The sequence below is a fragment of the Pseudomonas sp. BN515 genome (assembly GCF_029873155.1).
Taxonomy (GTDB): Bacteria; Pseudomonadota; Gammaproteobacteria; order Pseudomonadales; family Pseudomonadaceae; genus Metapseudomonas.
Genome location: NZ_SSOH01000083.1, coordinates 24,088 through 49,441 on the forward strand (window position 1 = coordinate 24,088; position 25,354 = coordinate 49,441).

The following is a 25,354-nucleotide window of genomic DNA, read 5'->3' on the forward strand; positions in this document are numbered from 1 at the left end:
AGGAAACGTGGTGAATACGAATTGAGAGGGGTATCTGGGGTAGTGCCATCGGTTTTGTAGGAGCGAGCTTGCTCGCGAAAAAGCTCCAAGCACGATCTTCGCGAGCAAGCTCGCTCCCACAGGTCAGTCCCGGTCCAGCAGATGGAAACGCGGCAGCGAGAGCCTCCAGTGGATGGCCGCCAGGCGAATCAGCAGGACCACCAGCATCGCCGCCGCGGAGACCAGCCAGCCCGGTAGCGACAGCTCGCGCAAGGCCAGGAAGACCAGGGAACCGGCGATACAGGCGATAGCGTAGATCTCCTTCTGGAAGATCAGCGGCACCTCGTTGCAGATGATGTCGCGCAATACGCCGCCACCCACGCCGGTGATCACCCCCATGATCACCGCCGTGCCCGGCTGCAGGTGGTGCTGCAGGGCGACTTCGGTGCCGTAGACGGTGAACACCGCCAGGCCGAAGGCATCCGCCAGCAGCAGGCCGGTTTCGTTGATCGGCCGGGTCAGGCGAACCCAGAGCACCGTGCCCACGGCCGCCAGGGAAGCGACCAGGATGTAGGTGTCGTCCCTGATCCAGCTCACCGGGTGGTTGCCGAGGATGACATCACGCAGCGTGCCGCCGCCCAGGGCGGTGATGATCGCGATCACCAGCACGCCGAACAGGTCCATGGATTTGCGCCCCGCCATCAGGGCGCCGGTGATGGCGAAGACCGCTACGCCGAACAGGTCGGAAAGGTAGAAGAGTTTCTCCATTCGGTATCAGGCACCCACCGGGGTACGCATGGTGACGAACTCTTCGGCGGCGGTGGGATGCACGCCGATGGTGTCGTCGAACATGCGCTTGGTGGCGCCGGCCTTGAGCGCGACGGCCAGGCCCTGGACGATCTCGCCGGCATCCGGCCCGACCATGTGGCAGCCGAGGACGCGGTCGGTTTCGGCGTCCACCACCAGCTTCATCAGGGTGCGTTCCTGGTTCTCGGTCAGGGTCAGTTTCATGGGCCGGAAGCGGCTCTCGAAAATCTTCACCTTGTGCCCATGGGCGCGCGCCTGCTGCTCAGTCAGGCCGACCGTACCGATGTTAGGCAGGCTGAACACGGCGGTGGGAATATGCTGATAGTCCACCGGACGGTATTCCTCCGGCTTGAACAGGCGGCGGGCGACGGCCATGCCTTCGGCCAGGGCGACCGGCGTGAGCTGCACGCGCCCGATCACATCGCCCAGGGCGAGGATGGACGGTTCGGTGGTCTGGAACTGCTCGTCCACCTTGATGAAGCCACGCTCGTCCAGCTCGACGCCGGTGGTTTCCAGGCCCAGGTCGTCGAGCATCGGGCGGCGTCCGGTGGCGTAGAACACGCAGTCGGTTTCCAGGTGGCGGCCATCCCGCAAGGTGGCCAGCAGGCTGCCGTCAGGCTGTTTCTCGATACTGGCGATATCGGCATTGAACTGCAGGTTCATGCCCTTCTTGCCCAGCTCGTCACGCAGGTGCGTGCGCACGGCGTCATCGAAGCCACGCAGGAAGAGCTCGCGACGATAGAGCAGCGTGGTCTGGGCCCCCATGCCGTGGAAGATGGAGGCGAACTCGACGGCGATGTAGCCACCGCCCACCACCAGCACACGCTTGGGCAACTGTTCGAGGAAGAAGGCTTCGTTGGAGCTGATGGCGAATTCGCGCCCCGGAATATCCGGGATCTGCGGCCAGCCGCCGGTGGCGATGAGGATGTTCTTTGCGGTGCAACGCTGACCGGCGACTTCCACGGTATGCGGGTCCACCAGCCGTGCGTGGCCTTCCAGCAGGGTGACGCCGCTGTTGACCAGCAGGTTGCGGTAGATGCCATTGAGGCGGTGGATTTCGCGGTTCTTGTTGGCGATCAGGGTGGGCCAGTCGAAACCGGCCTCATCGAGGCTCCAGCCGAACCCCTTGGCCTGCTCGAAGTCTTCGGCGAAGTGGGCGCCGTAGACCAGCAGCTTCTTCGGCACGCAGCCGACGTTGACGCAGGTGCCGCCCAGGTAGCGGCTCTCGGCGACAGCCACGCGGGCTCCGAAGCCGGCCGCAAAGCGCGCCGCACGCACACCGCCGGAACCGGCACCTATGACGAAGAGGTCGAAGTCGTAAGCCATGGCAAGTCTCCATAAATCAAGCCGCCAGCATACCGGAAGATCTGTCTCTGACCAGTTGCCGGGCCTATTCTTGAGGCATCGAGAAGGAGATTCCCCATGCGCCCCACCCTCACCCATGTGGCCCTTCATGTACCGGAGCTCGAACCCTGCGTTCGCTTCTATGCGGACTTCTGCGGGATGCGCGTCATCCACGAGCGTGCCGCCAAGGGTTCAAAGATCGTGTGGATGGCCGAGCCCGGCAAGGAACACCAGTTCATTTTCGTGATCATGCCCGGGGGCCACGACCGGCACCTCGCCGCGGACGACTACAGCCACTTCGGCTTCGCCGTGGACAGCCGTGAACGGGTCGACGCCATCGCCGCCCAGGCCGAGGCGGCGGGCTGCCTGATCTGGCCGCCCCGGGACGAGCCCTATCCCGTGGGCTACTACTGCGGTCTGCGCGACCCGGCGGGTAACTATGTGGAGTTCAGCTATGGCCAACCGCTCGGGCCGGGGTCGGAGGCGATGCCGATTCCGTAGGGGCAGTTGTGAGGGCGATTTCAATCGCCATGCGGACCGCAGGTTCGCCCTTCGATTGTTCAGGGGGCAGCTGCGCCGCCCTTGGCGAATGAATTCGCCCCTACAGGAAACCAGCTACCCACGCGCCCGGCCTCCGAAATGAAAAAGGCCGCCCGAAGGCGGCCTCTTTGTTGACGCGGCCCGATCAGTAGGCCTTGCCGGTCTTGTACAGGTTCTCGAAGCAGTAGTTGGTCGCTTCGATGTAGCCTTCGGCACCACCGCAGTCAAAGCGCTTGCCCTTGAACTTGTAGGCCAGCACGCAGCCGTCCTGGGCCTGCTTCATCAGGGCGTCGGTGATCTGGATTTCGCCGCCCTTGCCCGGCTCGGTCTGTTCGATCAGATCGAAGATGTCCGGGGTCAGGATGTAGCGGCCGATGATCGCCAGGTTGGACGGGGCATCTTCCGGCTTCGGTTTTTCCACCATGCTGTTCACGCGGAAGATGTCGTCGCGGATCATCTCGCCGGCGATCACGCCGTACTTGGAGGTTTCTTCGCGCGGTACTTCCTGGATGGCAACGATGGAGCAGCGGAACTGGTTGTACAGCTTGACCATCTGGGTCAGCACGCCATCGCCTTCCAGGTTCAAGCACAGGTCGTCCGCCAGGACCACGGCAAAGGGCTCGTCGCCGATCAGCGGACGGCCGCTGAGGATGGCGTGGCCCAGGCCCTTCATTTCCACCTGGCGGGTATAGGAGAAGCTGCACTCGTCGATCAGGCGACGGATGCCGACCAGGTATTTCTCCTTGTCGGTGCCTTTGATCTGGTGCTCCAGCTCGTAGCTGATGTCGAAATGGTCTTCCAGGGCGCGCTTGCCGCGGCCTGTAACGATGGAGATCTCGCTGAGGCCAGCGTCCAGGGCCTCTTCAACGCCGTACTGGATCAGTGGCTTGTTGACCACTGGCAGCATTTCCTTGGGCATCGCCTTGGTGGCCGGCAGGAAGCGGGTACCGTAACCGGCGGCGGGAAACAGGCATTTCTTGATCATTTCGATCCTTTGGGGTGGGTGTTATGGCGAATTGCCGCGCAGTCTAATCACGCGGCACTCGCCTTACAATGGCCGCTTGCGGGCCGTCCTATGCCCCGATAGAGGAACCCCGCTTCGACCAGCTGCGCCGGCTCGTAGAGGTTGCGTCCATCAAAGATCACGGGCATGCGCATAAGACCACGAATCCGCTCGAAGTTCGGCTGGCGGAACTGCTTCCATTCGGTGACCAGCACCAGCGCGTCAGCGCTTTCGGCCGCATCGTAGGGGGAATCCACCAGACGCAACTGGCCGGATTCGACCGCCTTCGGATAACGCGCAGCCACGCCCGCATTGGCCACCGGGTCATGGGCCTGGACCCGTGCGCCGGCCTGCAGCAAGGCATCCAGCAGCACCAGGCTGGGGGCTTCACGCAGATCATCGGTGCCCGGCTTGAAGGCCAGCCCCCAGAGCGCCACCACCCTGCCCTTCAGGAAGCCGCTGAAATGATCGCGCAGCGCCTGGAACAGCAGGGTCTTCTGCAACGCGTTGCGGGCCTCGACAGCGCGCAGGATGCCGGGCTCCATGCCCTCCTGCTCGGCGGTGCGGATCAGCGCGCGCACATCCTTGGGGAAGCAGGAGCCGCCGTAGCCGCAGCCCGCATAGATAAAATGGGTGCCGATGCGCCTGTCGCTGCCCACGCCGCGGCGCACGTCTTCGATGTCCACGCCCAGCCGCGCGCAGATGCCGGCCATCTCGTTCATGAAGGAAATCTTGGTGGCGAGGAAGGCGTTGGAGGCGTACTTGGTGAACTCGGCGGCACGCACGCTCATGGCCAGCACGCGCTCGTGGTTGCGCAGGAAAGGCGCGTAGAGGCGGCGCAGGTGCTCGGTGGCGTCCGCGTCGTCACAGCCGATGATGACCCGGTCCGGGCGCATGAAATCGTCGATGGCCGAGCCTTCCTTGAGGAACTCCGGATTGCTCGCAACCTGGACCTTGAAGCCCAGACCGCGCGCGGCAAGACCGTCGCGGATGCGTTGGGCGACGCGCTCCGCCGTACCCACCGGCACCGTGGACTTGTCCACCACCAGGCAGGGGCGCCTGAGACTGGCGCCCAGCTCGTCGGCCACGCCCAGCACATGGGAGAGGTCGGCCGAGCCGTCTTCGCCGCTGGGGGTGCCGACGGCGATGAAGATGACGTCTGCCTGATGCACGCCCTCTTCTAAATTCGCGGTGAAACTCAGCTGGCCGCTGGCGAGATGGGACTGGAGCATGGGCTCCAGGCCGGGTTCGTAGATGGGTACCTGGCCCCGGGAAAGGCGCGCCAGGCGGAAGGGATCACGCTCCACACAGCTCACCTGGTTGCCCATTTCGGCAAAGCAGGTTGCCGTCACCAAACCCACATAACCCGCACCAATCACGCATAGCCGCATGGAAAGCCCCTCCGCCAGTGATAGGCGGATTCCATCCAAGGCACGTGGCAGTGCCGTGACAGCGACATGACAGTACGGAGAAACAGCGACGGCCCGATCGGGCCGTCCGGTCAGGACTCCTGCGGGAGTTCGTTCAGTTCCAGTTCCACCAGGGTTTCGTTGCCCTCGTGGTGAATGGGTTGGTCGCTGTAGACGGCCAGTGCTTCCCAGTGCTGGTCCAATCCGGCGCCGATGGCGGCCAGGTGGTCGATCATGCGCCTTCCCGCGCTCTTCACCGATGGGTCCTCGCTGCGCATCATCTCGAACGACATTTCGCTCATTGCCGCCGTGAGATGCGTGAGGCTCCGGGTGGTCAGGCTGAGCAATCGCACCAGGTGCTGCTCTTTCGATTCCATTCGATACCTCTCTTTCACCTGATCCATTCAGGTTCCCCTAAAGCTAGCCGAAATTACGCGATGAACAGGCCATCAGGCTCCATCGCAACTCCAGCATTAGTCAGCCCACGGGCGTCAAAGGTTCGGTCAGGCCAAATGCTCGACGAGGTGGGCCTGGCGATCATATAGGAAGGGTTGTGGCTGAGATATCGACGGATACGAACAGGCCCGCACATGGCGGGCCTGGAATTCGTAGTAGGTGGCCGGTGCTGGTTTCCGGCTTACGAGGTTTATCGGGAATCTGACAGAAGCAAGTCACTCTTCTGCTTCACACGGCGTAAGGGCTGGATTTCATCGGGGAAATCTTTCTAACCGTGTACCCTTCGGAGCGCGCCCCACGTTTCCTCGCTATCCGCTTGCGCATCAGTCTGCGTATCCACCTACTGATATTGAATCTAGCAAAGCCCCTCGCCGCGGCCAGCGCATTTTTAGACCAATTTCTTTCAGCGAAAAGACAAGCTGGAACCGAACGCACTCAGCCTCTCGACTGCTTGAGGGCCAGGCGCGCCCGTGCAATCGCGCAGATCACGAATCTACTCGAATAATGGCTCACAAGTGTTTGATTTGAATGGTGCCCGGAGCGGGACTCGAACCCGCAAGCCCAAAGGGCGAAGCATTTTAAGTGCTCTGCGTATACCGATTTCGCCATCCGGGCTGGAGGGGCATTGGTGCAGGGCGCTGATTTAAGCCGAAATAAAATTTCGAATCAATCACTTAGGCGACGAACCATGACCAGATATCACCAAGCAGGATGATCGCCCCCTCCCGCGTGGGAGGGGGCGAAAGCTGATCCTAGGCCTGGTGAATTTCCCGATCCTTGGTTTCCGGCAACAGGAAAGTGCCAAGAATGGCCGTCATCACGGCGATGACGATCGGGTACCACAGCCCGTAGTAGATGTCCCCCGTGGCCGCCACCATGGCGAACGCCACCGTGGGCAGGAAGCCGCCAAACCAGCCGTTGCCGATGTGATACGGCAACGACATGGAGGTGTAACGGATGCGCGCCGGGAAGAGCTCAACGAGCCATGCGGCGATCGGCCCGTAGACCATGGTCACGTAGATCACCAGGATGGTCAGGAGCAGCAGCACCATCAGGTAATTGGTCTTGGCCGGGTCGGCTTTCTCCGGATAACCGGCTTCTTTCAGGGCGGTGCCGAGGGTGGCGGTGAAGGCCTCGTTCTGCGTCTTGAAGTCGGCCGCCGGCATGCCGGTGCCGTCAAAGCTAGCAATCACCTTTTCGCCGATCCGAATCTGCGCCAGGGCGCCTGGCTCGGCCCGTTCGTTCTCGTAGGGGATGGCTTTCTTCGCCAGCAGGCTCTTGGCGAGGTCGCAGGAACTGGTGAATTTGGCCTTGCCCACCGGGTCGAACTGGAACGAGCACTGGTCAGGGTCGGCCATGACGACGACCGGGTTCAGCTCCTGGGCGACGAACACGTCAGGGTTACCGTACTCGGTCAGGCCCTTGAAGATCGGGAAATAGGTCAAGGCCGCGAGGATGCAGCCGGCCATGACGATCTTCTTGCGGCCGATCTTGTCGGAGAGGCTGCCGAAGACGATGAAGAACGGCGTACCAAGCAACAGCGAACCGGCAATCAGCAGGTTTGCCGTCTGCGCGTCGATCTTCAGCGTCTGCAGCAGGAAGAACAGCGCATAGAACTGGCCGGTATACCAGACCACGGCCTGGCCGGCGGTTCCGCCGAGCAGGGACATGATCACCACCTTGAGGTTGTCCCAGCGGGCGAAGGATTCGGTCAGCGGCGCCTTGCAGGCCTTGCCTTCGGCCTTCATTTTCCTGAACACCGGCGACTCGTTGAGCTGCAAGCGGATGTAGACCGAGACGATCAGCAGCAGGATCGACAGCAGGAACGGAATCCGCCAGCCCCAGGCCTCGAACGCCTCGGTGCCGAGCACGGTGCGGCAGGTGAGGATCACCAGCAGCGAGAGGAACAGGCCGAGGGTTGCGGTGGTCTGGATCCACGAGGTGAAGAAGCCGCGCTTGCCCTGGGGAGCGTGCTCGGCCACATAGGTCGCCGCGCCGCCGTATTCACCGCCCAGCGCCAGACCTTGCAGCAGGCGCAGGCTGATCAGGATGATTGGCGCCGCGACGCCGATGGTCGCGTAGCCGGGCAGGAAGCCCACCACGGCGGTGGAGATACCCATGATCACGATGGTGATGAGGAAGGTGTACTTGCGCCCGATCATGTCGCCCAGTCGGCCGAACACGATGGCGCCGAAGGGACGAACGGCGAAGCCCGCGGCGAAGGCCAGCAGAGCGAAGATGAATGAGGTGGTCTCGTTGACGCCGACGAAGAAGTGCTTTGCGATGATCGCGGCGAGAGAACCGTATAGATAGAAGTCGTACCACTCGAAAACGGTGCCCAGGGAGGAAGCGAAAATGACCTTCCGCTCCTCTTTGGTTATCCCGCGGTTGGGCGCACTCCCCGCGGATGTACCGACGATTACCGCCATGAGTATTCTCCGTCTTGTTATTCAAGGCCGGAGTACATGACTACCGTTACCGTACCCAGGCCCCAGGGGGCTGAAGTGATCGGATCACAGACTGCACGAAGCACGTTGAACGGTTGACCCACGCTTATCGCTGCAAGTTTCCATTAAAGAATAATCGCCCGTGCAGGGATATCCACTTGCCATCATGGATCGCGGCGGGCTGGCGGTTGTTGGCAGCGGCCGGATCAGACCTTGAAGTGCGTACGCGTGCGGAACTGCCCCGGTGAAATGTCGAATTTCTCGCGGAAACAGCGGTGGAAGTGCGGCAGCGTGGCGAAGCCGCTGGCGACGGCGATCTCGATCAGGGACTTGTTGGTGTGCTGCAGCAACTGGCGCGCGTGGGTGAGCCGCAGTTCCAGGTAGTAGCGTGGGGGCGTCGCCTTCACATGGCGCCGGAACAGGCGCTCCAGGTGTCGACGGGAAATGCGCGCATAGCGGGCGATCTCGTTGATCTCTATGGGGTCTTCGATGTTGCTGTGCATCAGCTCCAACGCGAGCTTGAGGGTTCTGGGCAGGGTCGGGTCGAAGTCGATCGAAACCACCGAGACGTCAACGATTTCCCGCATCTTGTCGCAACCCAGGACCTCCTCGACCGCGTCCACGAGTTCCTGACCCGCGCTGTGCTTGACCACTTCGAGCATCATGTCGAGCGAACTGTTGGCACCGGCACAGCTGATCCGCTTGCGGTCCAGCACGTGGGAATGGCTGGTCACCGTCACTTTGGGGAAGAGCTCCGACATCATGGCCCGACCATCCGGGTGGAATGCACAGTCGTGACCGTCCAGCACGCCCGCGTCGGCCAGGAAGTAACAGCCATTCCAGAGACCGCCAAGCACGGAACCCGCCGCATCGGCATGGCGCAGTTTGGTCCGCAGGAGGGGATCGGTTTCGAGGCGGACTCGGAAGCCACCGCACACGACGATGATGTCCTGCTGCCTTTCGTCCAGCTCGGCCAGGGAGCAGTCGGTAGCGATGGCGATCCCGAGGTCGCTCAGCACCAGGTTGTTCTCGCCGCCGACCACCTGAACCTCGAACACCGGCGTCGAACTCATCAGGTTGGCGGTGACCAGCGCATCCACCGCGCCGGTGAACGCCATCATCGAAAAGTGCTCGCGCAGGATGAAGGACACACGGCGAACCGGCACCGTCAGCCCAGCACGACTGGCCCTGTCCAGGTGTGCCAGGTTCTTGCTCTTCAAGACACTTTCGAATGACGTTCTCATCGCTCGACTCACAGCAATTCTGCGGGTTGCCGCCGGAGCCCGATTCCAGGCTCCGGTGGGCTGAGGCCCTTCCTACGAGGCGCTGACGGCCGTTGCGCCGAACAGCAGCGCAAACAGCTTCGCACAGTCCGGGCTGCCGGGCAGTGCCGCAACCGCCTCTTCGATAGCCCGCCGCGACTCCACCCTGCCCGGTTGGAAAAGGTCGGGCAGGTTCCCTCCAACGGTTCGTCACGCATCCTGATGGCGTGAATCCCTCACCTCTCCCGCCAAACACCGCGCAACGCTGCGTCGCCAGTCGATGGGATGTGCTGCACCACGCGCCGTCGCCTGCTCGAATCGGAACGCTTGACATTAAACTTAACTTGAACGTTAGGGTTTCGCTTGCGGGCCTCGCGGGCATGCATCGTCAGATGGTCGAGAAGCATGACAAGACAGTTATCGCTGGCCGACCTTCCATCTGGCTAAGCAATGCCCCCGAGTGCAAGGCATTGACGACAACGAGCACGGCGGAGACTTCGAAACATGAAAATCGGCAGCATTGCAGTGATGGCAGGAGTACTCATGAATACCGTTTCGGTATTCGCATGGGCAGAGGATCCAACTGAAGTCAAAGGGGCCGGAAATACGATGATCGATATTGCCGGCCATGAGGTTCCTGTGGTCGCAGGTGGTCTGTATGACCGCTTCCGCTCCAACCCCCCTCTTTCCACCATTGAGTCAGAAGCCCCTGAAGTTGACCTGAGTTGGTTCAAGGGACTCAAGAAGACAAAGGTCGACATCGGGTTTGAGTCCTACTCGCCGAACTTCTATTACAAGAACAACAGGATCACCGCTGTCTTCACGGCCGATCTGGAACGGCTGAGAGAGTTGATACCTGCAGAAGTCCTGGACAAGGTGCAACCCCTCCAGGTCTGGCCGGGCAGAGGTCTGGTCGCCTTTACCGCCTACTCCTATGAGTACTGCGACAACGACAGCTACAACGAAATCGCCCTGTCCATCGTCACGAACAAGCCTGGCTCGTCGAACCTGGGCCCCATCTCCCTGATTGGCCAGTCTATGTCGAAGGATTTTTGGGGGTACGTACTGAAACTCCCGGTCAATACCGAGCTTGCAAGAGTACGGGGTGTGGTCGGATACAACCTGCCGAAGTGGCTGACGGGTATCAATCGCCGGGATAACGACAAGTCCGTGATCTTCGAGATTGTCGATCACGACACTGGCAAGGTTGACGTTGTCTTTGAAGGCAAGAAACTGAGTGATACGTCAGATGAAATTGAACTGGTGACCAATAGCTTCACCAATGTCGGCCATGACGGAGCGTTGGCCTACGGCTATGCGGTATCACGCCAACTGAGCCACGCCTCCAGCACGAGTGCAGACTCGGTCAACCTCACACTGAATGACGGCAGCCTTTCTAGGTTCATGAAGTCCCTGAAGCTGGGGAAATTGATGAAGTACGAGTACGTGCCTCAGTTCCAAAGCGCGCTCTATGCCCCCGAACCCCTGAAATCCATCCTGGCCACCGAGTAACTGTTCTCAGGTCAGGCCACCGTGGCCTGACCTGAATTGCGGGGATGAACGTTGCCTCACGCTTCCCGTGCTGACAGTGCTTCCGGACGACCGTCAGCAGATGACGGATCTCCTCCAGCGAGGAGCACTTCGGAAGAAGCAGCAACCTTAAAGCTCACTTCAATCCTAGAGTACTTAGGCGGCCAACAATGCAACGGTGATGGCAGGCGCTCGCACGCGAAGCCTGTCGCGCGTTTGCAGCCGTGTATCCAGTCATCCGCCCATTGAGATACGTGCGGGACTCTCGCCATGAGCGATAGCCATTGGCGCACACATCGCCAATTCCCGACCTCCACATACACAGGAGAAGTGAACATGGGGTACGTCACAACGAAAGATGGAGTTGAGATCTTCTACAAGGACTGGGGGCCGCGCGACGCCCCGGTAATCCATTTCCATCACGGCTGGCCGCTCAGTGCGGATGACTGGGATGCGCAGATGCTGTTCTTCCTGGCCCACGGCTTTCGCGTAGTCGCCCATGATCGCCGCGGCCATGGACGCTCCAGCCAGGTCTGGGATGGCCACGACATGGACCATTACGCTGATGACGTAGCAGCGGTCGTGAACCACCTCGGCGTGCAGGGAGCCATCCATGCCGGCCACTCCACGGGCGGTGGTGAGGTCGTGCACTACATTGCGCGGCATCCTGAAGACCCTGTCCCCAAGGCGGTCATCATCAGCGCGGTCCCGCCGCTGATGGTGAAGACCGCGAACAACCCTGGCGGTCTCCCCAAGGATGTCTTCGACGGTCTGCAAGCCCAACTCGCGGCCAATCGCGCGCAGTTCTATCACGACATTCCGGCGGGGCCCTTCTACGGCTACAACCGACCTGGAGCGACGCCGTCGGAGGGCATCATCCGGAACTGGTGGCGCCAGGGCATGATGGGCAGCGCCAAGGCTCACTACGACGGCATCGTGGCCTTCTCCCAGACCGACTTCACCAAGGACCTTGAGAGCATCACGATCCCCGTGCTGGTGATGCATGGTGACGACGACCAGATCGTTCCCTATGAGAACTCTGGTGTGCTGTCGGCGCAGTTGCTGAAGAACAGCACGCTGAAGATCTACCCGGGGTTCTCACACGGCATGCCCACGATCAACGCCGATACCATCAACGCTGACCTGCTTGCCTTCGTGCGAAGCTGAGTTTGGCGGGGGCTGGGAGTTCTCCTTCTGGCCCCCGCTTTTCAGGGCGAAGAATCCGAAACAGGCGGCTATGAACTCCAGCAGCCTCGTATTCCGAAGCGCTGGCTACTTCCGCTTGAAGGCCTCCCGCCGGGCCAGGCGTTCGTCTGCGAAACGATTGCTTATCGACGCTTCCAGATCCTTGCGCTCCACAGGAACGCCACAGTGCGGACAGACGCTGGCCACACCGACGTCATGGCCACACTCACGGTGCACAAAATGCACCGCCAGCCCCTCATCCTCGTTCTTGCACCATGTTTCGCCCCAGGCGCGCAGCGCGTAGATCACGGGATAGAAGTCCCAGCCCTTCCGGGTCAGGTGGTACTCGTAGCGCAGCGGCTTTTCGCTGTAGGGCCGGCGCTCGACCATGCCGTCGGCTTCCAGCGCTTTCAGGCGCGACGTCAGCATCTGCGGTGTAGCCCCAGTCTGGATCTGCATTTCCTCGAAGCGTGTCGCGCCCATGTAGAGCTCACGCAGCACCAGGATCGTCCACTTGTCGCCCACCACGTCCACCGAGCGCGCCACCGGGCACAGCGTATCGGTCGTCTCGTCCTGCACTTGCATCACGGTGCTCACCCCAAGGCCACTATCGTTTTCATAGTAACACGAGCAGGACACGCGAGCCCCCCTGAAATCGCTCTCAAACCAGCATGCCCGTTGACACTATGTTTTTCATAGTTACTATGAGCCGTAACGAGGATCGAGACATCGCGCAACGGAGCCGTAGAGGCAAGCGCCCACTTACGAGGAGCGAGTTCAATCGCGCCTCCTTTCAACTGGAGCACCGAAATGACCAATCCTGTGTATTCCCCCGCGCGTACTGGCCTGCTGCTGGTCGACCCCTACAACGATTTCCTGTCCGATGGCGGCAAGCTGTTCCCCATGTTGAAAACCGTTGCGGAGGACGTGAATCTGCTCGACAACCTGCGCACCGCCGTCGCAACCGTGCGCGGCCAAGGCATCCAGGTGTTCTACGTACCGCATCGTCGCTGGCAGCCCGGCGACTATGACAACTGGGATCACCCGAATCCGACCCAGCGACTGGTCCAGCAGCGCCATACCTTCGCCAAGGGCACGTGGGGCGGCGAATGGCACCCCGACTTCGTGCCGCAGAACGGCGACATCATCATCCAGGAGCACTGGGGCCAAAGCGGCTTCGCCAATACCGATCTCGATTTCCAGCTGAAGCAGCAAGGCATCACCCATGTAATCGTCGTTGGCCTGCTGGCGAACACCTGTATCGAATCGACAGCCCGTTTCGCCATGGAGCTCGGGTATCACGTGACGCTGGTGCGCGATGCGACGGCAGCTTTCAGCAAGGACATGATGCATGCGGCGCACGAGCTGAACGGGCCGACCTTTGCGCATAGCATCGTCGATACCCGCGGGCTCGTTCTCGCCCTGCAGCAGCACTGAAGGGGGCGCGCCATGTCCACTCCAGCCGCGGTCTCGGCCGGGATCCCCGCTCGCCTGGTCGCCACGATGGCGGTGTGCTGCGCGCTTGCCGTGTCGACCATCTACTACCACCAGCCACTACTGCCGCAGATGGCCGCCTCGTTCGGCCTGGCGCCGACGCAGGCCGGGCTGGTCGCCACCTTGACGCAACTCGGCTATGCGACCGGCCTTCTGCTCTTCGTGCCGCTCGCGGACTGCCAACAGCCACGCAGGCTCGCGTTGCTGGCCATTGCTGCGAATGCGGTGGCGCTGATCGCCTGCGCTGCGGCACCGAGCTTCGCGTTGCTGTGCGCCAGCAGCTTTGCGGTTGGCGTCACGGCGATCACCGCGCAGATCATCATCCCTGCCCTTTCGGGTCTGGCGACACCCGCTGCACGGGGCCGCGTCGTGGGCACCTTGCTCAGCGGCCTTTCTGCCGGCCTGCTCTTGGCGCGCACGATCGGTGGCTTCCTCGGCGCGCACACGGGTTGGCGAGCCGTGTTCCTACTGGCCGCGCTCATCGATCTACCGTTGCTGCTCATCATTGCCCGGAGCCTGCCCGCTGCCACGAGGCTGAGTTCGATCAGCTATGTCGGGTTGATGCGTTCGCTGGGAAGTCTGGTGCGCGAGGAAAGTGTGCTGCGCTTCTGTGCGGCGAGCGGCTTCCTGATATTCGCCGCGTTCAGCGCGCTATGGGCTACGTTGGCCGCGCTGCTGACACAACCGCCCTACGCATTCGGTTCCGCCACCATCGGCATGTTCGGCTTGGTCGCACTACTGGGCATCGTCGCGTCACCGCGCATCGGTGCACTGGCCGATCGCCTGGGTGCGCGCACCATGGTCCTGGCAGGTGCGATGGCCCTCGCCGTGGGCTACGCGTTCATCGCCGCGGGCGGATACAGCCTTGGCTGGCTGATCGTCGGCATGGTGCTACTCGACTTCGGCAATCGTGCAGGCCTGGTTGCCAACCAGTCACGCATCTACACCCTGCGCCCCGAGGCCCGCAGCCGACTCAATACGGTGTTCATGGGGTCGTACTTCCTCGGCGGTGCGGTCGGCGCTGCATTGGGGAATTACGGCGTGCACCGTGCCGGCTGGATCGGCCTAGCAGCAGTCGGAGCCTTGCTGGCCCTTGCGGCCACGGCGATCAACGCATTCAGTCCCCGTGAATCGACCACTGCGCTCACCAACCTGCGCACATGAGCCAACCGCTCGGAATGCGTTCAAAGCCATCCCGAGCGGCAACAGCCTTTATCCAATCAATCCCCCATTGGGTGTTTATGCAGCTTCACCGGCTCGGCTTGCCGGCGGGCACGGGCCATGCGCGCGCGGATGTTCAGGGCTTCCACGGCCAGGGAGAAGGCCATGGCGAAGTAGACGTAGCCCTTCGGCACATGGACATCGAAGGATTCGGCGATCAGCACGGTGCCCACCACCACCAGGAAGGACAGCGCCAGCATCTTCAGGCTCGGGTGCTTGTCGATGAAGTCGCTGATGGTGCCAGCGGCCAGCATCATCACCAGCACGGCCGCGACGATCGCGGCGACCATCACCGGAATGTCGGAGACCATGCCGACGGCGGTGATCACCGAGTCCAGCGAGAACACGATATCGATGATGGCAATCTGGATGATGGTGACGACAAAACCGCCGCCCAGCTTTCGTGGACCGCTCTCCCCTCCTTCACCGTCCTCTTCGCCTTCCAGGCTCTGGTACATCTCACTGCTGCTCTTCCACAACAGGAACAGGCCACCGAAGAAGAGGATCAGGTCTCGCCCGGAAATGCCTTGTCCGGCCAGCTGGAACAGGTCGGCGGTGAGCCGCATGATCCAGGTGATGGAGAGCAACAGCAGGATGCGCGTGACCATCGCCAGGGCCAGGCCGCAGAAGCGGGTGCGCGCCTGCAGGTGAGGCGGCATGCGGCCCACGAGGATGGCGATCATGATGATGTTGTCGATGCCAAGGACGATTTCCAGGGCAGTGAGGGTGAAGAACGCCGCCCAGATCTCCGGGCGCAACAGCCATTCCATCTCAGGCTCCCAAGCGGGCTGGATCAAGGGTCGAACAATGGCGCAGGCGCCGCTCCGCTCGTGACGGATGGGCGCCTGCACCTGGACAAGCATAGTGAAGTCGCTGCGAGCCGGGGCTCGCGCGTTGGTGCAGAGCACCGCACATGCGGTCCGGGATCGCCAGACAGCATGCGAGGGGTGGCCTGGTGTCAGGCCACCGCGTAGACCACCAGTTCCACGAGCATCTCTTCGCGTGCCAGGCCGGCGACCACCATGGCGGCGCGGTTCGGGTAAGGGGCAACGAAGTACTCGGCGTAGACCGCATTGACGGTCGCCAGGTAGCTGCGGTCGGTGACATAGATCAGTACCTGGATCACCGCCTCCAGGCCGAGACCCGCGCACGCCAGGGTGTGCTTTAGGTTGTCGAGGGTCTGGCGCGTTTGGGCCTCGATGCCGCCGTCCACCACACGCCCCTCGACGTCGATGGGTATCTGCGCCGTGTACAAGGTGCCATTACCGATAACAGCCCACTCCAACGGGGCCTTTGACGGGTACAAGCGAGTGCTGACTGCCTGCTTCATTGAACTCTCCAGCATGGGAAGAAAAAAGGAGGGGCGATGGGCATCGCACCCTCCCAAGGGACTAGACCTGCTGCTCCCGGGCCAGTCGCCGTGCGATCTGCGGAGCGTTCCAGAGCGCCGGGAGGATCAGCAGGGAGACCGGCACGGCGGTGATGACGATGAAGGATTGCAGGGCCGTGACCCCGCCCGAGCCGATAGTGATCAGGACCACAGCGGCCAGTCCCATGCCGATGCACCAGAAGGCCCGCAGCCATTTCTTCGGTGCATCGTTGGCGGACATTGCCAAGGCGACGGTGTAGGCCATGGCATCCCCATTGGTGGCCACCGAGATGAAACTGAGGAACAGGAACAGCGCGGACACCAACCCCGCCAGCGGCAGGCTCTGGGTGACACCCAGCAGCATGGCCTCGGGTTGGCTGCCGTGGCCGGTGACGATTCCGGGGGTCTGCAGTTCAAGGCCGATACCGGTGCCGCCAACCACGGTGAACCAGAACATGGTCACCAGCGGCGCGATGATCGACAGGGTCCCGATGATCTGGCGGATGCTGCGACCCCGGGAAATCTTGGCGACATACAGGCCCATCATCGGCGCGTAACCGATGAACCAGCCCCAGTAGAAGACCGTCCACCAGTCGAGCCACTTCGGGTCGGCGCGATACATCGTCATCGGCAGGAAGTATTCCAGCTGCAGACCGAACGCCACGGGGAAACCCGAGAGGATGAACAGCGTCGGTCCGGCCACGATCATGAAGGCTGCCAGACCGATCATCAGCCACACGTTGATCTCGCTGACGAAGCGGATGCCATTCAGGCCGACCAGGCAGGACGTGGTGTACATGGCCGTCACCAGGATGATGGTGATGGACTGGGTCACCAGGTCATTCGGCACACCCCAGATGGCATTCAGCGCATTGCTGATCTGCAGCCCGAGGAAACCGATCGGGCCGATGGTGCCGGCGACCACCGCGATGATCGACGTGGCGTCGGCGAGATTGCCGATCGGCCCTTTGAGCGCGCGCTCGCCCAGCAACGGGTAAAGCAAGGTACGCGGCGCCAGCGGCAATCCCTTGTCGTAGTGCAGGTGCATCAGCACGATCGCCAACAGGCTGCCCAGCACCGCCCAGGCCAGGAACCCCCAGTGCACGAACGACTGGGCCAGGGCCAGGTGGCCGGCATGTTCGCTGTTCGGCTGCACGCCGCTGAACAACGGCGGCGGACTGGCGAAGTGCATCAGGGGCTCGGCGGCCGCCCAGAAGGCGCCACCGCCGGCGAGCAGCGCGCACATGATCACGGCGATCCAGTTGAAGGTACTGGTTTCCGGCTGCCGGTCGACGCCGCCCAGGCGAACGCGGCCGCTCTTGCTGAAGAAGATGCCCAGGCTGACGAGGAAGGTTGCCAGCATCAGCAACTGCCAATAGAGCCCGAAGGCTTTCGTCGACCAGGCGAACAGGGTGTTGACCAGTGCCGACACCGCGTCGATGTCCACCAGCGCCGCCACCAGGAAACTGAGCAGGAAGCCGCCGCTGATGATGAACAAGGGCCAGTCGATGCCTTGCAGTGCCGGGTGCTTCATCGGCGCGCTGCCTACGGTCTGGGTCGGGAACACTTTCATGATGCCTCCAGGTTGTTGTTCTGTCCCCGCATTGCGGGGCAAATGACCATGAGTTGGGATAACGGAGCGAAAGCGCCTGTCAGCGCGGTAGCGAGGTTTCGCTCCTGCCCTCTGGAGGCAGGGGGTGTCGGGGATATGCGTTCTGGCGCGGGCCAACTCCGAAGAGGGAGGTGGTCGAGGCTCTTTTCTTGTTCTTGTTCATGGCGTCCTCACGTGGGGTGGAATCAGAGAGTTACTGTCGCGGCGCGGTACCGCGCTCCAGCAGGTCGAGCCAGTTCAGGCCCATGATCTTGCGCACCTCGTTCTCGGCGAAGCCGCGTTCGCGCAGGCCCTGGGCGATGACGGGGAAATCGCGGCTGTCACGGAACCAGTGCAGCGGCTCCGGCCAGTCGGCGTTGTCCGCCGAGCCTTCGCCGTAATCCTTGGCCTTGCTCCAGCGGCCATTGCGCATCCACTCCAGCACCTGCAACGGCTGCTGCTGGCAGAGGTCGGTGCCGATGCCGATGTGGTCGATGCCCATCAGGTCCGCCGTGCGCGCGACCATGTCGCAGAACTCGCTTAGCTGGCACTGCGAACCACCGCGAAGGTGGAACGGATAGGTGCTGAAGCCGAGCAGGCCGCCCGACTCGGCGATACCGCGCAGTACCGCGTCGGACTTGTTGCGTTTGGCCGCATGGAAGCTGGTGGGGTTGGCGTGGGAGATGATCACCGGCCGGCTCGACAGCTCGATCGCCTCCAGGGTGCTGCGCTCGGCGCTGTGGGACATGTCGATGATCATGCCGACACGGTTCATCTCTTCGATCACCTGACGGCCGAAGCGACTGATGCCGTTGTCCTCACTTTCGTAGCAACCCGACGCCAGCAGGCTCTGGTTGTTGTAGGTCAGCTGCATGACGAAGACCCCGAGCTGGCGGAAGACTTCCACCAGGTCGATGTCATCCTCGATGGGCGAGCAGTTCTGGAAGCCGAAGAAAATCCCGACACGCCCTTCCTGCTGCGCCAAGCGGATGTCCGAGGCCTGCCGCACAGGCCGGATCAGGTCCGGGAAAGCCTCGAAGCGGCGATTCCATTCGCCAATGCGCGACAGGGTTTCGCGGGCGGTCTCGTGGTAGGCGATGGTGGCGTGGACGGCGCTGAGCCCGCCTTCGCGCATCTGCCGGAACAGCTCGGGACTCCAGTTGGAGTACTGCAGGCCGTCGATCATCAGAAGCTCTTGCATGGCGCTCTCTCCCTCAGGGACGCACGTAGACGGTCTTGACCACCGTGTAGAAATCGCGGGCGTACTGCCCCTGCTCGCGGGGGCCAAAGCTGGAATCCTTGCGGCCGCCGAAAGGCACGTGATAGTCGGTGCCGGCGGTGGGCAGGTTGACCATCACGCAGCCGGTGTTGGCGCGGCGCTTGAAGTCGCTGGCGTGTTTCAGCGACTGGGTCATGATTCCGGCGGTCAGCCCGAAGCGGGTGTCGTTGAGGATGGCGAGCGCTTCCTCGTAATCCCGCGCCTTGATGACGCAGGCGATCGGGCCGAAGACCTCGTCGCGGTTGATGCGCATGTCGTTGCGGGTGTCGACGAACAGCGCCGGACGCATGTAGAAGCCTTCGTGCTCCTCCTCGATGCGCTCGCCACCGCACACCAGGCGCGCGCCTTCGGCCTTGGCGTCTTCGATGTAGCGGAAGTTCTGCGCCAGTTGGCGGTCGTCGATCACCGGGCCGATCTGCACGCCTTCGCGCAGCGGGTGCCCTACCTTGAGCTGCCCCATACGCTCAACCAGCGCCTCGACGAAGCGATCATGGATGCCCTCGGTCACGATCAGGCGGGACGACGCGGTGCACTTCTGCCCGGTGCCGAAGAAGGCACCGTTCACCGCGCATTCCACCGCCAGCGGAAGGTCGGCGTCGTCAAGCACCACCAGGGCGTTCTTGCTGCCCATTTCCAATTGGCAGCGGACGAAGTTGGCGGCGGTGGCGGCAGCGACCCGGCGTCCAGTTTCCACCGACCCGGTGAAGCTCAGGGCATTGATGCTCGTGGAATGGATCAGGCATTCGCCAACCTCGGCACCGCTGCCCATGACCAGGTTGAAGGTGCCGGCCGGCAGCGCCTGCCGGGCGATGATCTCCGTCAGCGCCCAGGCGCTGGCCGGCACGGCATTGGCGGGTTTGAACACCACCGCGTTGCCGAATGCCAGGGCCGGGGCGATCTTCCAGGCGGCGGTGGCCATCGGGAAGTTCCAGGGGGTGATGATCGCGACCACGCCGACCGGCTCGCGGCGCACCTCGATTTCCACGCCTGGGCGCACCGAGTCCGCCGTCTCGCCCAGCTGACGCAGGACCTCGGCGGCGTAATAGTGGAAGAACTGCCCGGAGCGATAGACCTCGCCGACGCCTTCGGCCAGGGTCTTGCCCTCTTCCCGGGACAGCTGCTCGCCCAGTTCAGCCTTGCGTGCGATCAGTTCGTCGCCGATGGCCATGAGCACCTGGTAGCGCTGCTCCAGCCCGCTGCGCGCCCAGATGACCTGGGCTGCTGTGGCGGCGGCGATCGCCTGGTCCACCTGACGGGCGTCGGCCTGGGTGTAATGGCCCACGACGTCCTCGACGTTCGCGGGGCTTCGGTTGGCAATACTCGAGCCGCCTTCTACCCAGGCGCCGTCGATGTAGTTGCTGAAGATCTTGCTGGGCATGTGCACCTCCGTTCTCGCTTTGAGCGCATGGTAGGTGCCACCTCATATAAACTAAAATTAGTTGTAAATATTGATTGATAAGGAAAACTTACCATGCTGCCCGACCTGAAGATCGTCCAGTTGCGCCACTTCGTCTGGGTTGCGGAGCTTCAGGGTTTCCATGCGGCAGCCGAGCGGGCGCACCGCACCCAGCCGGCCATTTCGCTGTCCATCCGCGACCTGGAGGGCAAGCTGGGCCAGGCCCTTTTCGAGAAGCGCAACGCACGCGTCACCAAGCCCGAGCTGACGCCCTTCGGCTTGCAGTTCCTCGCCTATGCCAAGGAACTGATCGAGCACCATGATCGCGTGGTGCGCGACATGAGCCTGATCGCCCAGTACAAGTCGGGGCATCTGCGTATCGCCTCGGTGCCCTCCATTGCCAGCCGCCTGCTGCCCGACATCCTCACGCGCTTCATAGGCGACGCCACGGACCTGCACGTCAGCCTGTTCGATGACAACTCCGAAGCGGTGCTGACCATGGTGGAGAACCAGCAGGTGGATTTCGGTATCTCCAGCCTCTGGGAACCGGAAAGCGATATCCGCTTCATTCCCATCTGGGAAGACAGCATCGGTGTGGTCTGCCACCAGGCCCACCCGCTGGCATCCGAGGAACAGATCGGCTGGCAGCAATTGCGCGGCGAGCGCCTGATCGCCAACGGCACCTCCCGCCTGCTGGCCGGTACCAGCGCCGAGGAGCTCGTGGCCGACTCGCAGTTCTACATTTCCAACATGATTTCGCTGCTGGCGATGATCGAGGCCGGCATGGGCATCACCACCCTGCCCCGCTTCGCCTTCCCCGCCGAAGCCGGCCAATTGCGCTTCATTCCCCTGGCGGACCCGCTGGTGACCCGCGACATCGGTATCGTCCGCCTGGCCAACCGTTCACTGCCCGTGGCGGCCCAAGCCCTGTTCGAATTCATCCTGCGCGACAACGAACTCGAGCCGGATGATTGGCGATAGCCCTTCTGATCGACCTAGCCAATTGAATAAGGCTTCCTTATCAACCGATAGGGCGATCTGAATTGCTCGGGACAGCCTGCTGTCCCACCATCGGCGGCAGATCAATAACAAGCCGCTCCCGGTCGCCAGCCGGCCCGGGTATGCGGTTACGCCAGTTGAGGGCCCAATGATGAGCACCCCTTCAATCATGGAATCCGGTCTGCCCGAGGCCGAGTCCCTGCCCATGCGCCCCGCCAGCCTGGTCATGGACCTGGAACGTCTGGGCAGCCTGCACCAGAGCCGATTGAGCTTCATGCGCAGCCTGGTCCGCCGGATCATGAGCGAGCGTTGGCAGATCGACGCGCAGCGCTTCGACCTGGATGCCGAGGGCTACGGCACGGTGATCTACCGTATCCGTACACCCAACGACCTGTTCAGTTTCGTACTTTTCTCTCAGTACCTGGCACCGGAAAAGCGCAATGACCGGGTCATCGCCAGCGAGTGGGACCTGACCATGGCGCTCTGCGAGGGCGAAGTCGAGGATGCCTATGTCGACTACCTGCGCCGCAACGTACCGCTGCAGGAAGCCGGCCGGCTCGACGCCAAAGTGATGGTGCTGTCACGCGCCAACCGCAGCGTGCGCAATTTCGACAGCGTGGTGGATGCCCTTGCCGGTGGCCGGCAGCCAGACGTCGCCCAGATCGCGCGGGTCGGCTACCTCTATCGGACAACGGCGGTCTACGGCAGCGGCAAGCTGGGCATGGCTGACTGGGAGAAGGTCAGCCGCAAGCACCCGGACTTCGCCCGGCCCTTCGCCGCGGAGATGTTCACCTGTTTCATGCTGCGTAATTTCAGCCTGCAGCAAGCCGAGTACATCGCCCAACGCCGCTCACCGGCCACTGCCGTGACGCTGGAGCCGAGACTCAAGCGCTACTTCGGCATCGGCAATTCCACCGGCCTGGGCATGGCCCCCTACCTGATCAATCACCCGCAACTGATCAGCCGCTGGATCGAAATGCGTGAACTGGCCCTGGCGCGCATCCTTGCGTCGGCCCCGGTGGCTCCCGAAAAGCTGGATCGCCTGCCACAGCTGGTGGACCGCGCCATTCGCCATCTCCAGGAAACCTTCACCGAAGATGAATGGCAGACCGGTAACAACCAACGCGTCCTGACGGACCTGCAAGCCTTGCACGAGCGCCTGGACCAGTATCCGCTGCAAACCTGGCAGCCTCTTCTGGACTGGGCACAGCGCCACGCCAGCCTGCAGGGCCAGGAACTGATCAACTGCATCCTGCTGGAGCTTCACCCCGAGCTGGTGGACGAACTCGAAGATCGGCTCGCCCTGCCCGAGCAGCTCGAATTGAACCCGGAAATGCCCGTCATTCGCCTGAAAGCGTTGATCGAGGCGACTTACGACTGGGCCCTGGCAATCGATTTCAACGCAGACGGAGCCCAGGAAACCTTCTGGTACCGGTCCGAAGAAAAGCAGGAACCGCGACTCGGCAGCTGCAGCCTCGATGAGGGTCGGGAAAAGCAGATGCCCCTTGGCATCGGCTACCTGGTGCAGCAGTGCTACCAGCGGCTTACCGAGTACGTGGCCGAGAACCCGCAGCACAGGGTTGCGCGCTTCCTGCTGCGTCACCCGGAACAGCGCGGCATAGTCCGCCGCATTCAAGGGATGGCGTTGACCCACTACGGCGAGATCCGCGCCAATCTGCTGGATCGAGACGTACTGCCCATGCACCTGCTGCGTTGCAAGCTGTCGTTCTTCGGGGTGAGCAAGTTCGACCCACGCTCACGTCTGTGGGTCCGCAACACCATGTTCCAGGGCGCCCCCTTGCTGGAGGATATCGGCCATCCCTTCGACGATGACTGGTTCCTGCCGCTCGCCCCTAGCCAGGAGAAGTCTTGATGCTGATTTCCGCCAACGAACTTACCGCCCTGCTCAAACGCGTTTTCGAGGGCATGGGCTATACGCCGGGGCACTATGAGGACGCCGCGGCCCTGGTCAGCTGGCTGCAATTACACCGCGAAGACGGTCTCGGTGAACTCGAGCGAGCGCTGGACCTGGTTGCCGACCGTGACCGCCAGGCCAACGAGCTGGTCGCTGAAGGACCGGCCACTTTGATTGCCGAGTGCCATGGCCGCAGCGCCCTGAACTGCTTGCCGATACTGCTGGAGCTGGCTTGCGTGCAGGCGCTGGAGCAAGGCTCGATCCGTGTGGAAATCCGGCACTGCCACAACCGCAAGTTCATCCTCAAACTACTGGCGGACTGCGCACGGCAAGGGTTATGGGCCCAGGCGCGCTGGGATAACGGCCATGACCCGGTGCGCCGTCACGTCGCCCGGATCGAAGCCGGTGCCGCCTACCCGAGCTACCGGGAATACCGGCTTCCCGATCATCCGCCCCAGGCCAATCGGCAGTCGCTGACGCTGGATCTGGGCACGGTCTCCCACCCGAAACCGGAGCTTGAGGTCGGGGCTGCCCGGGAGGAACGCTGCGTTACCCCGGCGGACTTTACCTTGGCCCGCCAACAGGCCCTGGAAAATGGAACGGAGATTTCCCCGGCCCTGTGGCAACGCCTCAACCAGCTCTCTGAAGCGGTACTGGTGGAAAGCTCTGAACGCTCGCGCAGCGGTGCAGGCGGACGCTGAGCATCATGGCTCCGGCTGCCCGGTTGCCATGGAATCCATGGTTGTCGGGCCGCCGGCTCTGACTCTTTGCGCAGGGTACTGAAGATGGATGCGCGACTTGGACGGTCATCCCGTTCAAATTGAAATGACGTGCTGGGCAAGTGGTCACTTAGGCCAAATGCCCTTCCACGCCCCCACTATGGCGGGGGGTTGAGTGCCCGAAAAACTTCCATGTCGCACGGCGGTGTCGAGGGCATACAAATTCGCATCGACTCAACGACGTAGGACCCATGTCGTGAGCTGCGTTGATGCCGGCAGCCAGTTACCGCTCGGGACGCGTAGTAGCTTCCCCTTGCTCTCCGGTGCCTGGTGGGAGTGGAAAGATGAGGTTTGCATTCCGGGCATATGGATAGTGCCGCAATAACCAAGTCGCTTCGCGCCGGACATTCCTGGACATTTTTGTGTCGTTGGCCAATCCCATCAGTAAGTCCCACACCCGGTAAACCGATTGCGCTTGCGCATTGGACGGATTCATACACCACCCCTTGAAACTCGATTGAATGGCCCCTGCCGGTGCATGAGGCTCACGAACTATCAATGTACTGAGTCCGGGCAAGTCCAAATATCGTCGTTCGCAGACACCTGCTGTAGCGATTGCGACGAGTACTTGTAGTGGATTGGTGACAAGGCCGGCGGCGTCCGCCAGCCGATTCAGCGGCACGATTTCGCTGGGCCAGGAGCAGGACTCGGCTCGTTGTGTTCAACGACTCAAAGACGATTTCCTAACCGCCCTGGCGCCCTACCCAGCCGGAGGTTTGCTCGATCTCTGCGATTGGGGAAACGGAGTGCGACCGCTCCAGCCATCGGTATTTGGGGTCATTGCTGACGAGCCCAGCAGTCGCTTTGGCAACCACCTGATCACCTACACCAAGGTCCTTTGCTGCAGCCAGGACCGCCACCAGCGCCTGCATCAAGGCAATCTCTCTGTCATTCTTCATCGGGACATCCACCCAGGGTGCCTTATCCCAAGTCAATAAGCTCCAACAGCCAACACGCCAGCGCCACACGACGCAGTGCTCTGGATCGCAGACGAAAGGAACAGCCGTGTGAAGAAAACGATCGGCCAATGTGCCGGCTTTCTTGGGTAGTCGAGTTCAACCCGCCCCAGTCACCCCATTTCTGGCCCCCTGTGCACCACTCTGACGACAGACCCTTTGGCAACGAGCTTCCCCGACTCGAGCTTCTCGGCGAGCAGATGCAAGGAGTCGACGTTCTGGTGCAGCAAGGCAATCGCATCCATAAGAGCCAACGCCTGCCTCCCCGGTAAGCCCCTGGCAACCAGCCAGATGGGTACGGTGGCTTCCTCGCACCGCATTTCAATTTTCAGCAACTCCTGGCACAGCTGCTGGTTCAGTTGGTTCATGCCCATGATTCACACCCCACGTGCC

23 protein-coding genes and 1 tRNA gene are annotated in these 25,354 nt (G+C 62.3%); 8 read left to right on the top strand and 16 right to left on the bottom strand.

The features are described from left to right. Positions 1-123 precede the first annotated feature (123 nt). Positions 124-747 (bottom strand): trimeric intracellular cation channel family protein, encoded by a 624-nt coding sequence (locus E8E91_RS23175; protein WP_280379148.1) that lies wholly within the window; start codon positions 745-747, stop codon positions 124-126. Between the two features lie 6 nt (positions 748-753). Further along, positions 754-2,112 carry a glutathione-disulfide reductase gene (gene gorA / locus E8E91_RS23180; protein ID WP_280379150.1) on the bottom strand — a complete coding sequence of 453 codons (1,359 nt, stop codon included), beginning with the start codon at positions 2,110-2,112 and terminating at the stop codon, positions 754-756. A 96-nt stretch (positions 2,113-2,208) separates the two neighbouring features. Between gorA and E8E91_RS23185 the strand changes: the two genes are divergently transcribed. Beyond that, complete coding sequence (locus E8E91_RS23185) at positions 2,209-2,631, top strand: VOC family protein (RefSeq protein ID WP_190833528.1); 423 nt, start codon at positions 2,209-2,211, stop codon at positions 2,629-2,631. Between the two features lie 184 nt (positions 2,632-2,815). Here E8E91_RS23185 and galU read toward each other — a convergent pair whose 3' ends face one another. The 6 genes from galU to E8E91_RS23215 all read right to left on the bottom strand — a co-directional run bounded on the left by galU (position 2,816) and on the right by E8E91_RS23215 (position 9,229). Next, positions 2,816-3,655, bottom strand: a complete 840-nt coding sequence (gene galU, locus E8E91_RS23190; RefSeq protein ID WP_028628025.1) for a UTP--glucose-1-phosphate uridylyltransferase GalU — start codon at positions 3,653-3,655, stop codon at positions 2,816-2,818. Between the two features lie 47 nt (positions 3,656-3,702). Further along, positions 3,703-5,064 carry a UDP-glucose/GDP-mannose dehydrogenase family protein gene (locus tag E8E91_RS23195; protein ID WP_280379154.1) on the bottom strand — a complete coding sequence of 454 codons (1,362 nt, stop codon included), beginning with the start codon at positions 5,062-5,064 and terminating at the stop codon, positions 3,703-3,705. A 110-nt stretch (positions 5,065-5,174) separates the two neighbouring features. Continuing rightward, a complete protein-coding gene (locus E8E91_RS23200) occupies positions 5,175-5,459 on the bottom strand; it encodes a hypothetical protein (protein WP_280379156.1) in 285 nt (94 codons plus the stop codon). A 608-nt stretch (positions 5,460-6,067) separates the two neighbouring features. After that, positions 6,068-6,153, bottom strand: a tRNA-Leu gene (locus tag E8E91_RS23205). A 137-nt stretch (positions 6,154-6,290) separates the two neighbouring features. Beyond that, complete coding sequence (locus E8E91_RS23210; protein ID WP_280379158.1) at positions 6,291-7,967, bottom strand: MFS transporter; 1,677 nt, start codon at positions 7,965-7,967, stop codon at positions 6,291-6,293. 224 nt (positions 7,968-8,191) lie between these two features. After that, a complete protein-coding gene (locus tag E8E91_RS23215) occupies positions 8,192-9,229 on the bottom strand; it encodes a GlxA family transcriptional regulator (protein WP_280379161.1) in 1,038 nt (345 codons plus the stop codon). Positions 9,230-9,751: 522 nt separating this feature from the next. Between E8E91_RS23215 and E8E91_RS23220 the strand changes: the two genes are divergently transcribed. Continuing rightward, positions 9,752-10,759 (top strand): acetoacetate decarboxylase (ADC), encoded by a 1,008-nt coding sequence (locus E8E91_RS23220; protein WP_280379164.1) that lies wholly within the window; start codon positions 9,752-9,754, stop codon positions 10,757-10,759. 354 nt (positions 10,760-11,113) lie between these two features. Further along, a complete protein-coding gene (locus E8E91_RS23225) occupies positions 11,114-11,944 on the top strand; it encodes an alpha/beta hydrolase (RefSeq protein WP_190833516.1) in 831 nt (276 codons plus the stop codon). Between the two features lie 105 nt (positions 11,945-12,049). Here the strand turns inward: E8E91_RS23225 and E8E91_RS23230 are convergent, their stop codons facing one another. Then, complete coding sequence (locus E8E91_RS23230; protein ID WP_280371853.1) at positions 12,050-12,547, bottom strand: helix-turn-helix domain-containing protein; 498 nt, start codon at positions 12,545-12,547, stop codon at positions 12,050-12,052. Positions 12,548-12,772: 225 nt separating this feature from the next. Between E8E91_RS23230 and E8E91_RS23235 the strand changes: the two genes are divergently transcribed. Both E8E91_RS23235 and E8E91_RS23240 read left to right on the top strand, forming a co-directional pair. Beyond that, complete coding sequence (locus E8E91_RS23235; RefSeq protein ID WP_280379167.1) at positions 12,773-13,399, top strand: isochorismatase family cysteine hydrolase; 627 nt, start codon at positions 12,773-12,775, stop codon at positions 13,397-13,399. 12 nt (positions 13,400-13,411) lie between these two features. Beyond that, a complete protein-coding gene (locus E8E91_RS23240) occupies positions 13,412-14,620 on the top strand; it encodes an MFS transporter (protein WP_280379168.1) in 1,209 nt (402 codons plus the stop codon). Between the two features lie 56 nt (positions 14,621-14,676). On the opposite strand, the gene E8E91_RS23245 is transcribed toward E8E91_RS23240, so the two are convergent. The 5 genes from E8E91_RS23245 to E8E91_RS23265 all read right to left on the bottom strand — a co-directional run bounded on the left by E8E91_RS23245 (position 14,677) and on the right by E8E91_RS23265 (position 20,294). Continuing rightward, the gene (locus E8E91_RS23245; RefSeq protein WP_280379171.1) at positions 14,677-15,447 is read right to left on the bottom strand and encodes a TerC family protein; all 771 of its coding nucleotides are present in this window, start codon (positions 15,445-15,447) and stop codon (positions 14,677-14,679) included. 188 nt (positions 15,448-15,635) lie between these two features. After that, on the bottom strand, positions 15,636-16,007 hold the full coding sequence (locus E8E91_RS23250; protein ID WP_280379173.1) for a RidA family protein: 372 nt from the start codon (positions 16,005-16,007) through the stop codon (positions 15,636-15,638). 61 nt (positions 16,008-16,068) lie between these two features. Further along, positions 16,069-17,580: a BCCT family transporter gene (locus E8E91_RS23255; RefSeq protein WP_348532230.1), complete on the bottom strand. Its 1,512-nt coding sequence runs from the start codon at positions 17,578-17,580 to the stop codon at positions 16,069-16,071. Positions 17,581-17,851: 271 nt separating this feature from the next. After that, positions 17,852-18,838: a dipeptidase gene (locus tag E8E91_RS23260; protein ID WP_280379175.1), complete on the bottom strand. Its 987-nt coding sequence runs from the start codon at positions 18,836-18,838 to the stop codon at positions 17,852-17,854. Between the two features lie 13 nt (positions 18,839-18,851). Further along, complete coding sequence (locus E8E91_RS23265) at positions 18,852-20,294, bottom strand: aldehyde dehydrogenase family protein (protein ID WP_280379176.1); 1,443 nt, start codon at positions 20,292-20,294, stop codon at positions 18,852-18,854. A 93-nt stretch (positions 20,295-20,387) separates the two neighbouring features. On the opposite strand from E8E91_RS23265, the gene E8E91_RS23270 reads away from it, so the two are divergent. From E8E91_RS23270 to E8E91_RS23280, 3 genes are all read left to right on the top strand, one after another. Next, positions 20,388-21,293: a LysR family transcriptional regulator gene (locus tag E8E91_RS23270; RefSeq protein WP_280379178.1), complete on the top strand. Its 906-nt coding sequence runs from the start codon at positions 20,388-20,390 to the stop codon at positions 21,291-21,293. Positions 21,294-21,480: 187 nt separating this feature from the next. After that, on the top strand, positions 21,481-23,184 hold the full coding sequence (locus E8E91_RS23275; RefSeq protein ID WP_280379261.1) for a hypothetical protein: 1,704 nt from the start codon (positions 21,481-21,483) through the stop codon (positions 23,182-23,184). Then, the gene (locus tag E8E91_RS23280) at positions 23,184-23,927 is read left to right on the top strand and encodes a DUF3726 domain-containing protein (protein ID WP_280379179.1); all 744 of its coding nucleotides are present in this window, start codon (positions 23,184-23,186) and stop codon (positions 23,925-23,927) included. The genes E8E91_RS23275 and E8E91_RS23280 overlap by 1 nt, the downstream gene beginning before the upstream one ends. Positions 23,928-24,688: 761 nt before the next feature. On the opposite strand, the gene E8E91_RS23285 is transcribed toward E8E91_RS23280, so the two are convergent. After that, positions 24,689-24,904 (bottom strand): hypothetical protein, encoded by a 216-nt coding sequence (locus E8E91_RS23285; protein ID WP_280379181.1) that lies wholly within the window; start codon positions 24,902-24,904, stop codon positions 24,689-24,691. 170 nt (positions 24,905-25,074) lie between these two features. After that, entirely contained in the window at positions 25,075-25,329 is a 255-nt protein-coding gene (locus tag E8E91_RS23290) for a hypothetical protein (RefSeq protein ID WP_280379182.1), read from the bottom strand. Positions 25,330-25,354: the final 25 nt, after the last annotated feature.

What these genes read in the sequence shown, in the direction of transcription:
- E8E91_RS23175 (WP_280379148.1), bottom strand. Translation starts at nt 747, where the DNA reads ATGGAGAAACTCTTCTACCTTTCCGACCTGTTCGGCGTAGCGGTCTTC.
- gorA (WP_280379150.1), bottom strand. Translation starts at nt 2,112, where the DNA reads ATGGCTTACGACTTCGACCTCTTCGTCATAGGTGCCGGTTCCGGCGGT.
- E8E91_RS23185 (WP_190833528.1), top strand. Translation starts at nt 2,209, where the DNA reads ATGCGCCCCACCCTCACCCATGTGGCCCTTCATGTACCGGAGCTCGAA.
- galU (WP_028628025.1), bottom strand. Translation starts at nt 3,655, where the DNA reads ATGATCAAGAAATGCCTGTTTCCCGCCGCCGGTTACGGTACCCGCTTC.
- E8E91_RS23195 (WP_280379154.1), bottom strand. Translation starts at nt 5,064, where the DNA reads ATGCGGCTATGCGTGATTGGTGCGGGTTATGTGGGTTTGGTGACGGCA.
- E8E91_RS23200 (WP_280379156.1), bottom strand. Translation starts at nt 5,459, where the DNA reads ATGGAATCGAAAGAGCAGCACCTGGTGCGATTGCTCAGCCTGACCACC.
- E8E91_RS23210 (WP_280379158.1), bottom strand. Translation starts at nt 7,967, where the DNA reads ATGGCGGTAATCGTCGGTACATCCGCGGGGAGTGCGCCCAACCGCGGG.
- E8E91_RS23215 (WP_280379161.1), bottom strand. Translation starts at nt 9,229, where the DNA reads ATGAGAACGTCATTCGAAAGTGTCTTGAAGAGCAAGAACCTGGCACAC.
- E8E91_RS23220 (WP_280379164.1), top strand. Translation starts at nt 9,752, where the DNA reads ATGAAAATCGGCAGCATTGCAGTGATGGCAGGAGTACTCATGAATACC.
- E8E91_RS23225 (WP_190833516.1), top strand. Translation starts at nt 11,114, where the DNA reads ATGGGGTACGTCACAACGAAAGATGGAGTTGAGATCTTCTACAAGGAC.
- E8E91_RS23230 (WP_280371853.1), bottom strand. Translation starts at nt 12,547, where the DNA reads ATGCAAGTGCAGGACGAGACGACCGATACGCTGTGCCCGGTGGCGCGC.
- E8E91_RS23235 (WP_280379167.1), top strand. Translation starts at nt 12,773, where the DNA reads ATGACCAATCCTGTGTATTCCCCCGCGCGTACTGGCCTGCTGCTGGTC.
- E8E91_RS23240 (WP_280379168.1), top strand. Translation starts at nt 13,412, where the DNA reads ATGTCCACTCCAGCCGCGGTCTCGGCCGGGATCCCCGCTCGCCTGGTC.
- E8E91_RS23245 (WP_280379171.1), bottom strand. Translation starts at nt 15,447, where the DNA reads ATGGAATGGCTGTTGCGCCCGGAGATCTGGGCGGCGTTCTTCACCCTC.
- E8E91_RS23250 (WP_280379173.1), bottom strand. Translation starts at nt 16,007, where the DNA reads ATGAAGCAGGCAGTCAGCACTCGCTTGTACCCGTCAAAGGCCCCGTTG.
- E8E91_RS23255 (WP_348532230.1), bottom strand. Translation starts at nt 17,580, where the DNA reads ATGAAGCACCCGGCACTGCAAGGCATCGACTGGCCCTTGTTCATCATC.
- E8E91_RS23260 (WP_280379175.1), bottom strand. Translation starts at nt 18,838, where the DNA reads ATGCAAGAGCTTCTGATGATCGACGGCCTGCAGTACTCCAACTGGAGT.
- E8E91_RS23265 (WP_280379176.1), bottom strand. Translation starts at nt 20,294, where the DNA reads ATGCCCAGCAAGATCTTCAGCAACTACATCGACGGCGCCTGGGTAGAA.
- E8E91_RS23270 (WP_280379178.1), top strand. Translation starts at nt 20,388, where the DNA reads ATGCTGCCCGACCTGAAGATCGTCCAGTTGCGCCACTTCGTCTGGGTT.
- E8E91_RS23275 (WP_280379261.1), top strand. Translation starts at nt 21,481, where the DNA reads ATGGAATCCGGTCTGCCCGAGGCCGAGTCCCTGCCCATGCGCCCCGCC.
- E8E91_RS23280 (WP_280379179.1), top strand. Translation starts at nt 23,184, where the DNA reads ATGCTGATTTCCGCCAACGAACTTACCGCCCTGCTCAAACGCGTTTTC.
- E8E91_RS23285 (WP_280379181.1), bottom strand. Translation starts at nt 24,904, where the DNA reads ATGAAGAATGACAGAGAGATTGCCTTGATGCAGGCGCTGGTGGCGGTC.
- E8E91_RS23290 (WP_280379182.1), bottom strand. Translation starts at nt 25,329, where the DNA reads ATGAACCAACTGAACCAGCAGCTGTGCCAGGAGTTGCTGAAAATTGAA.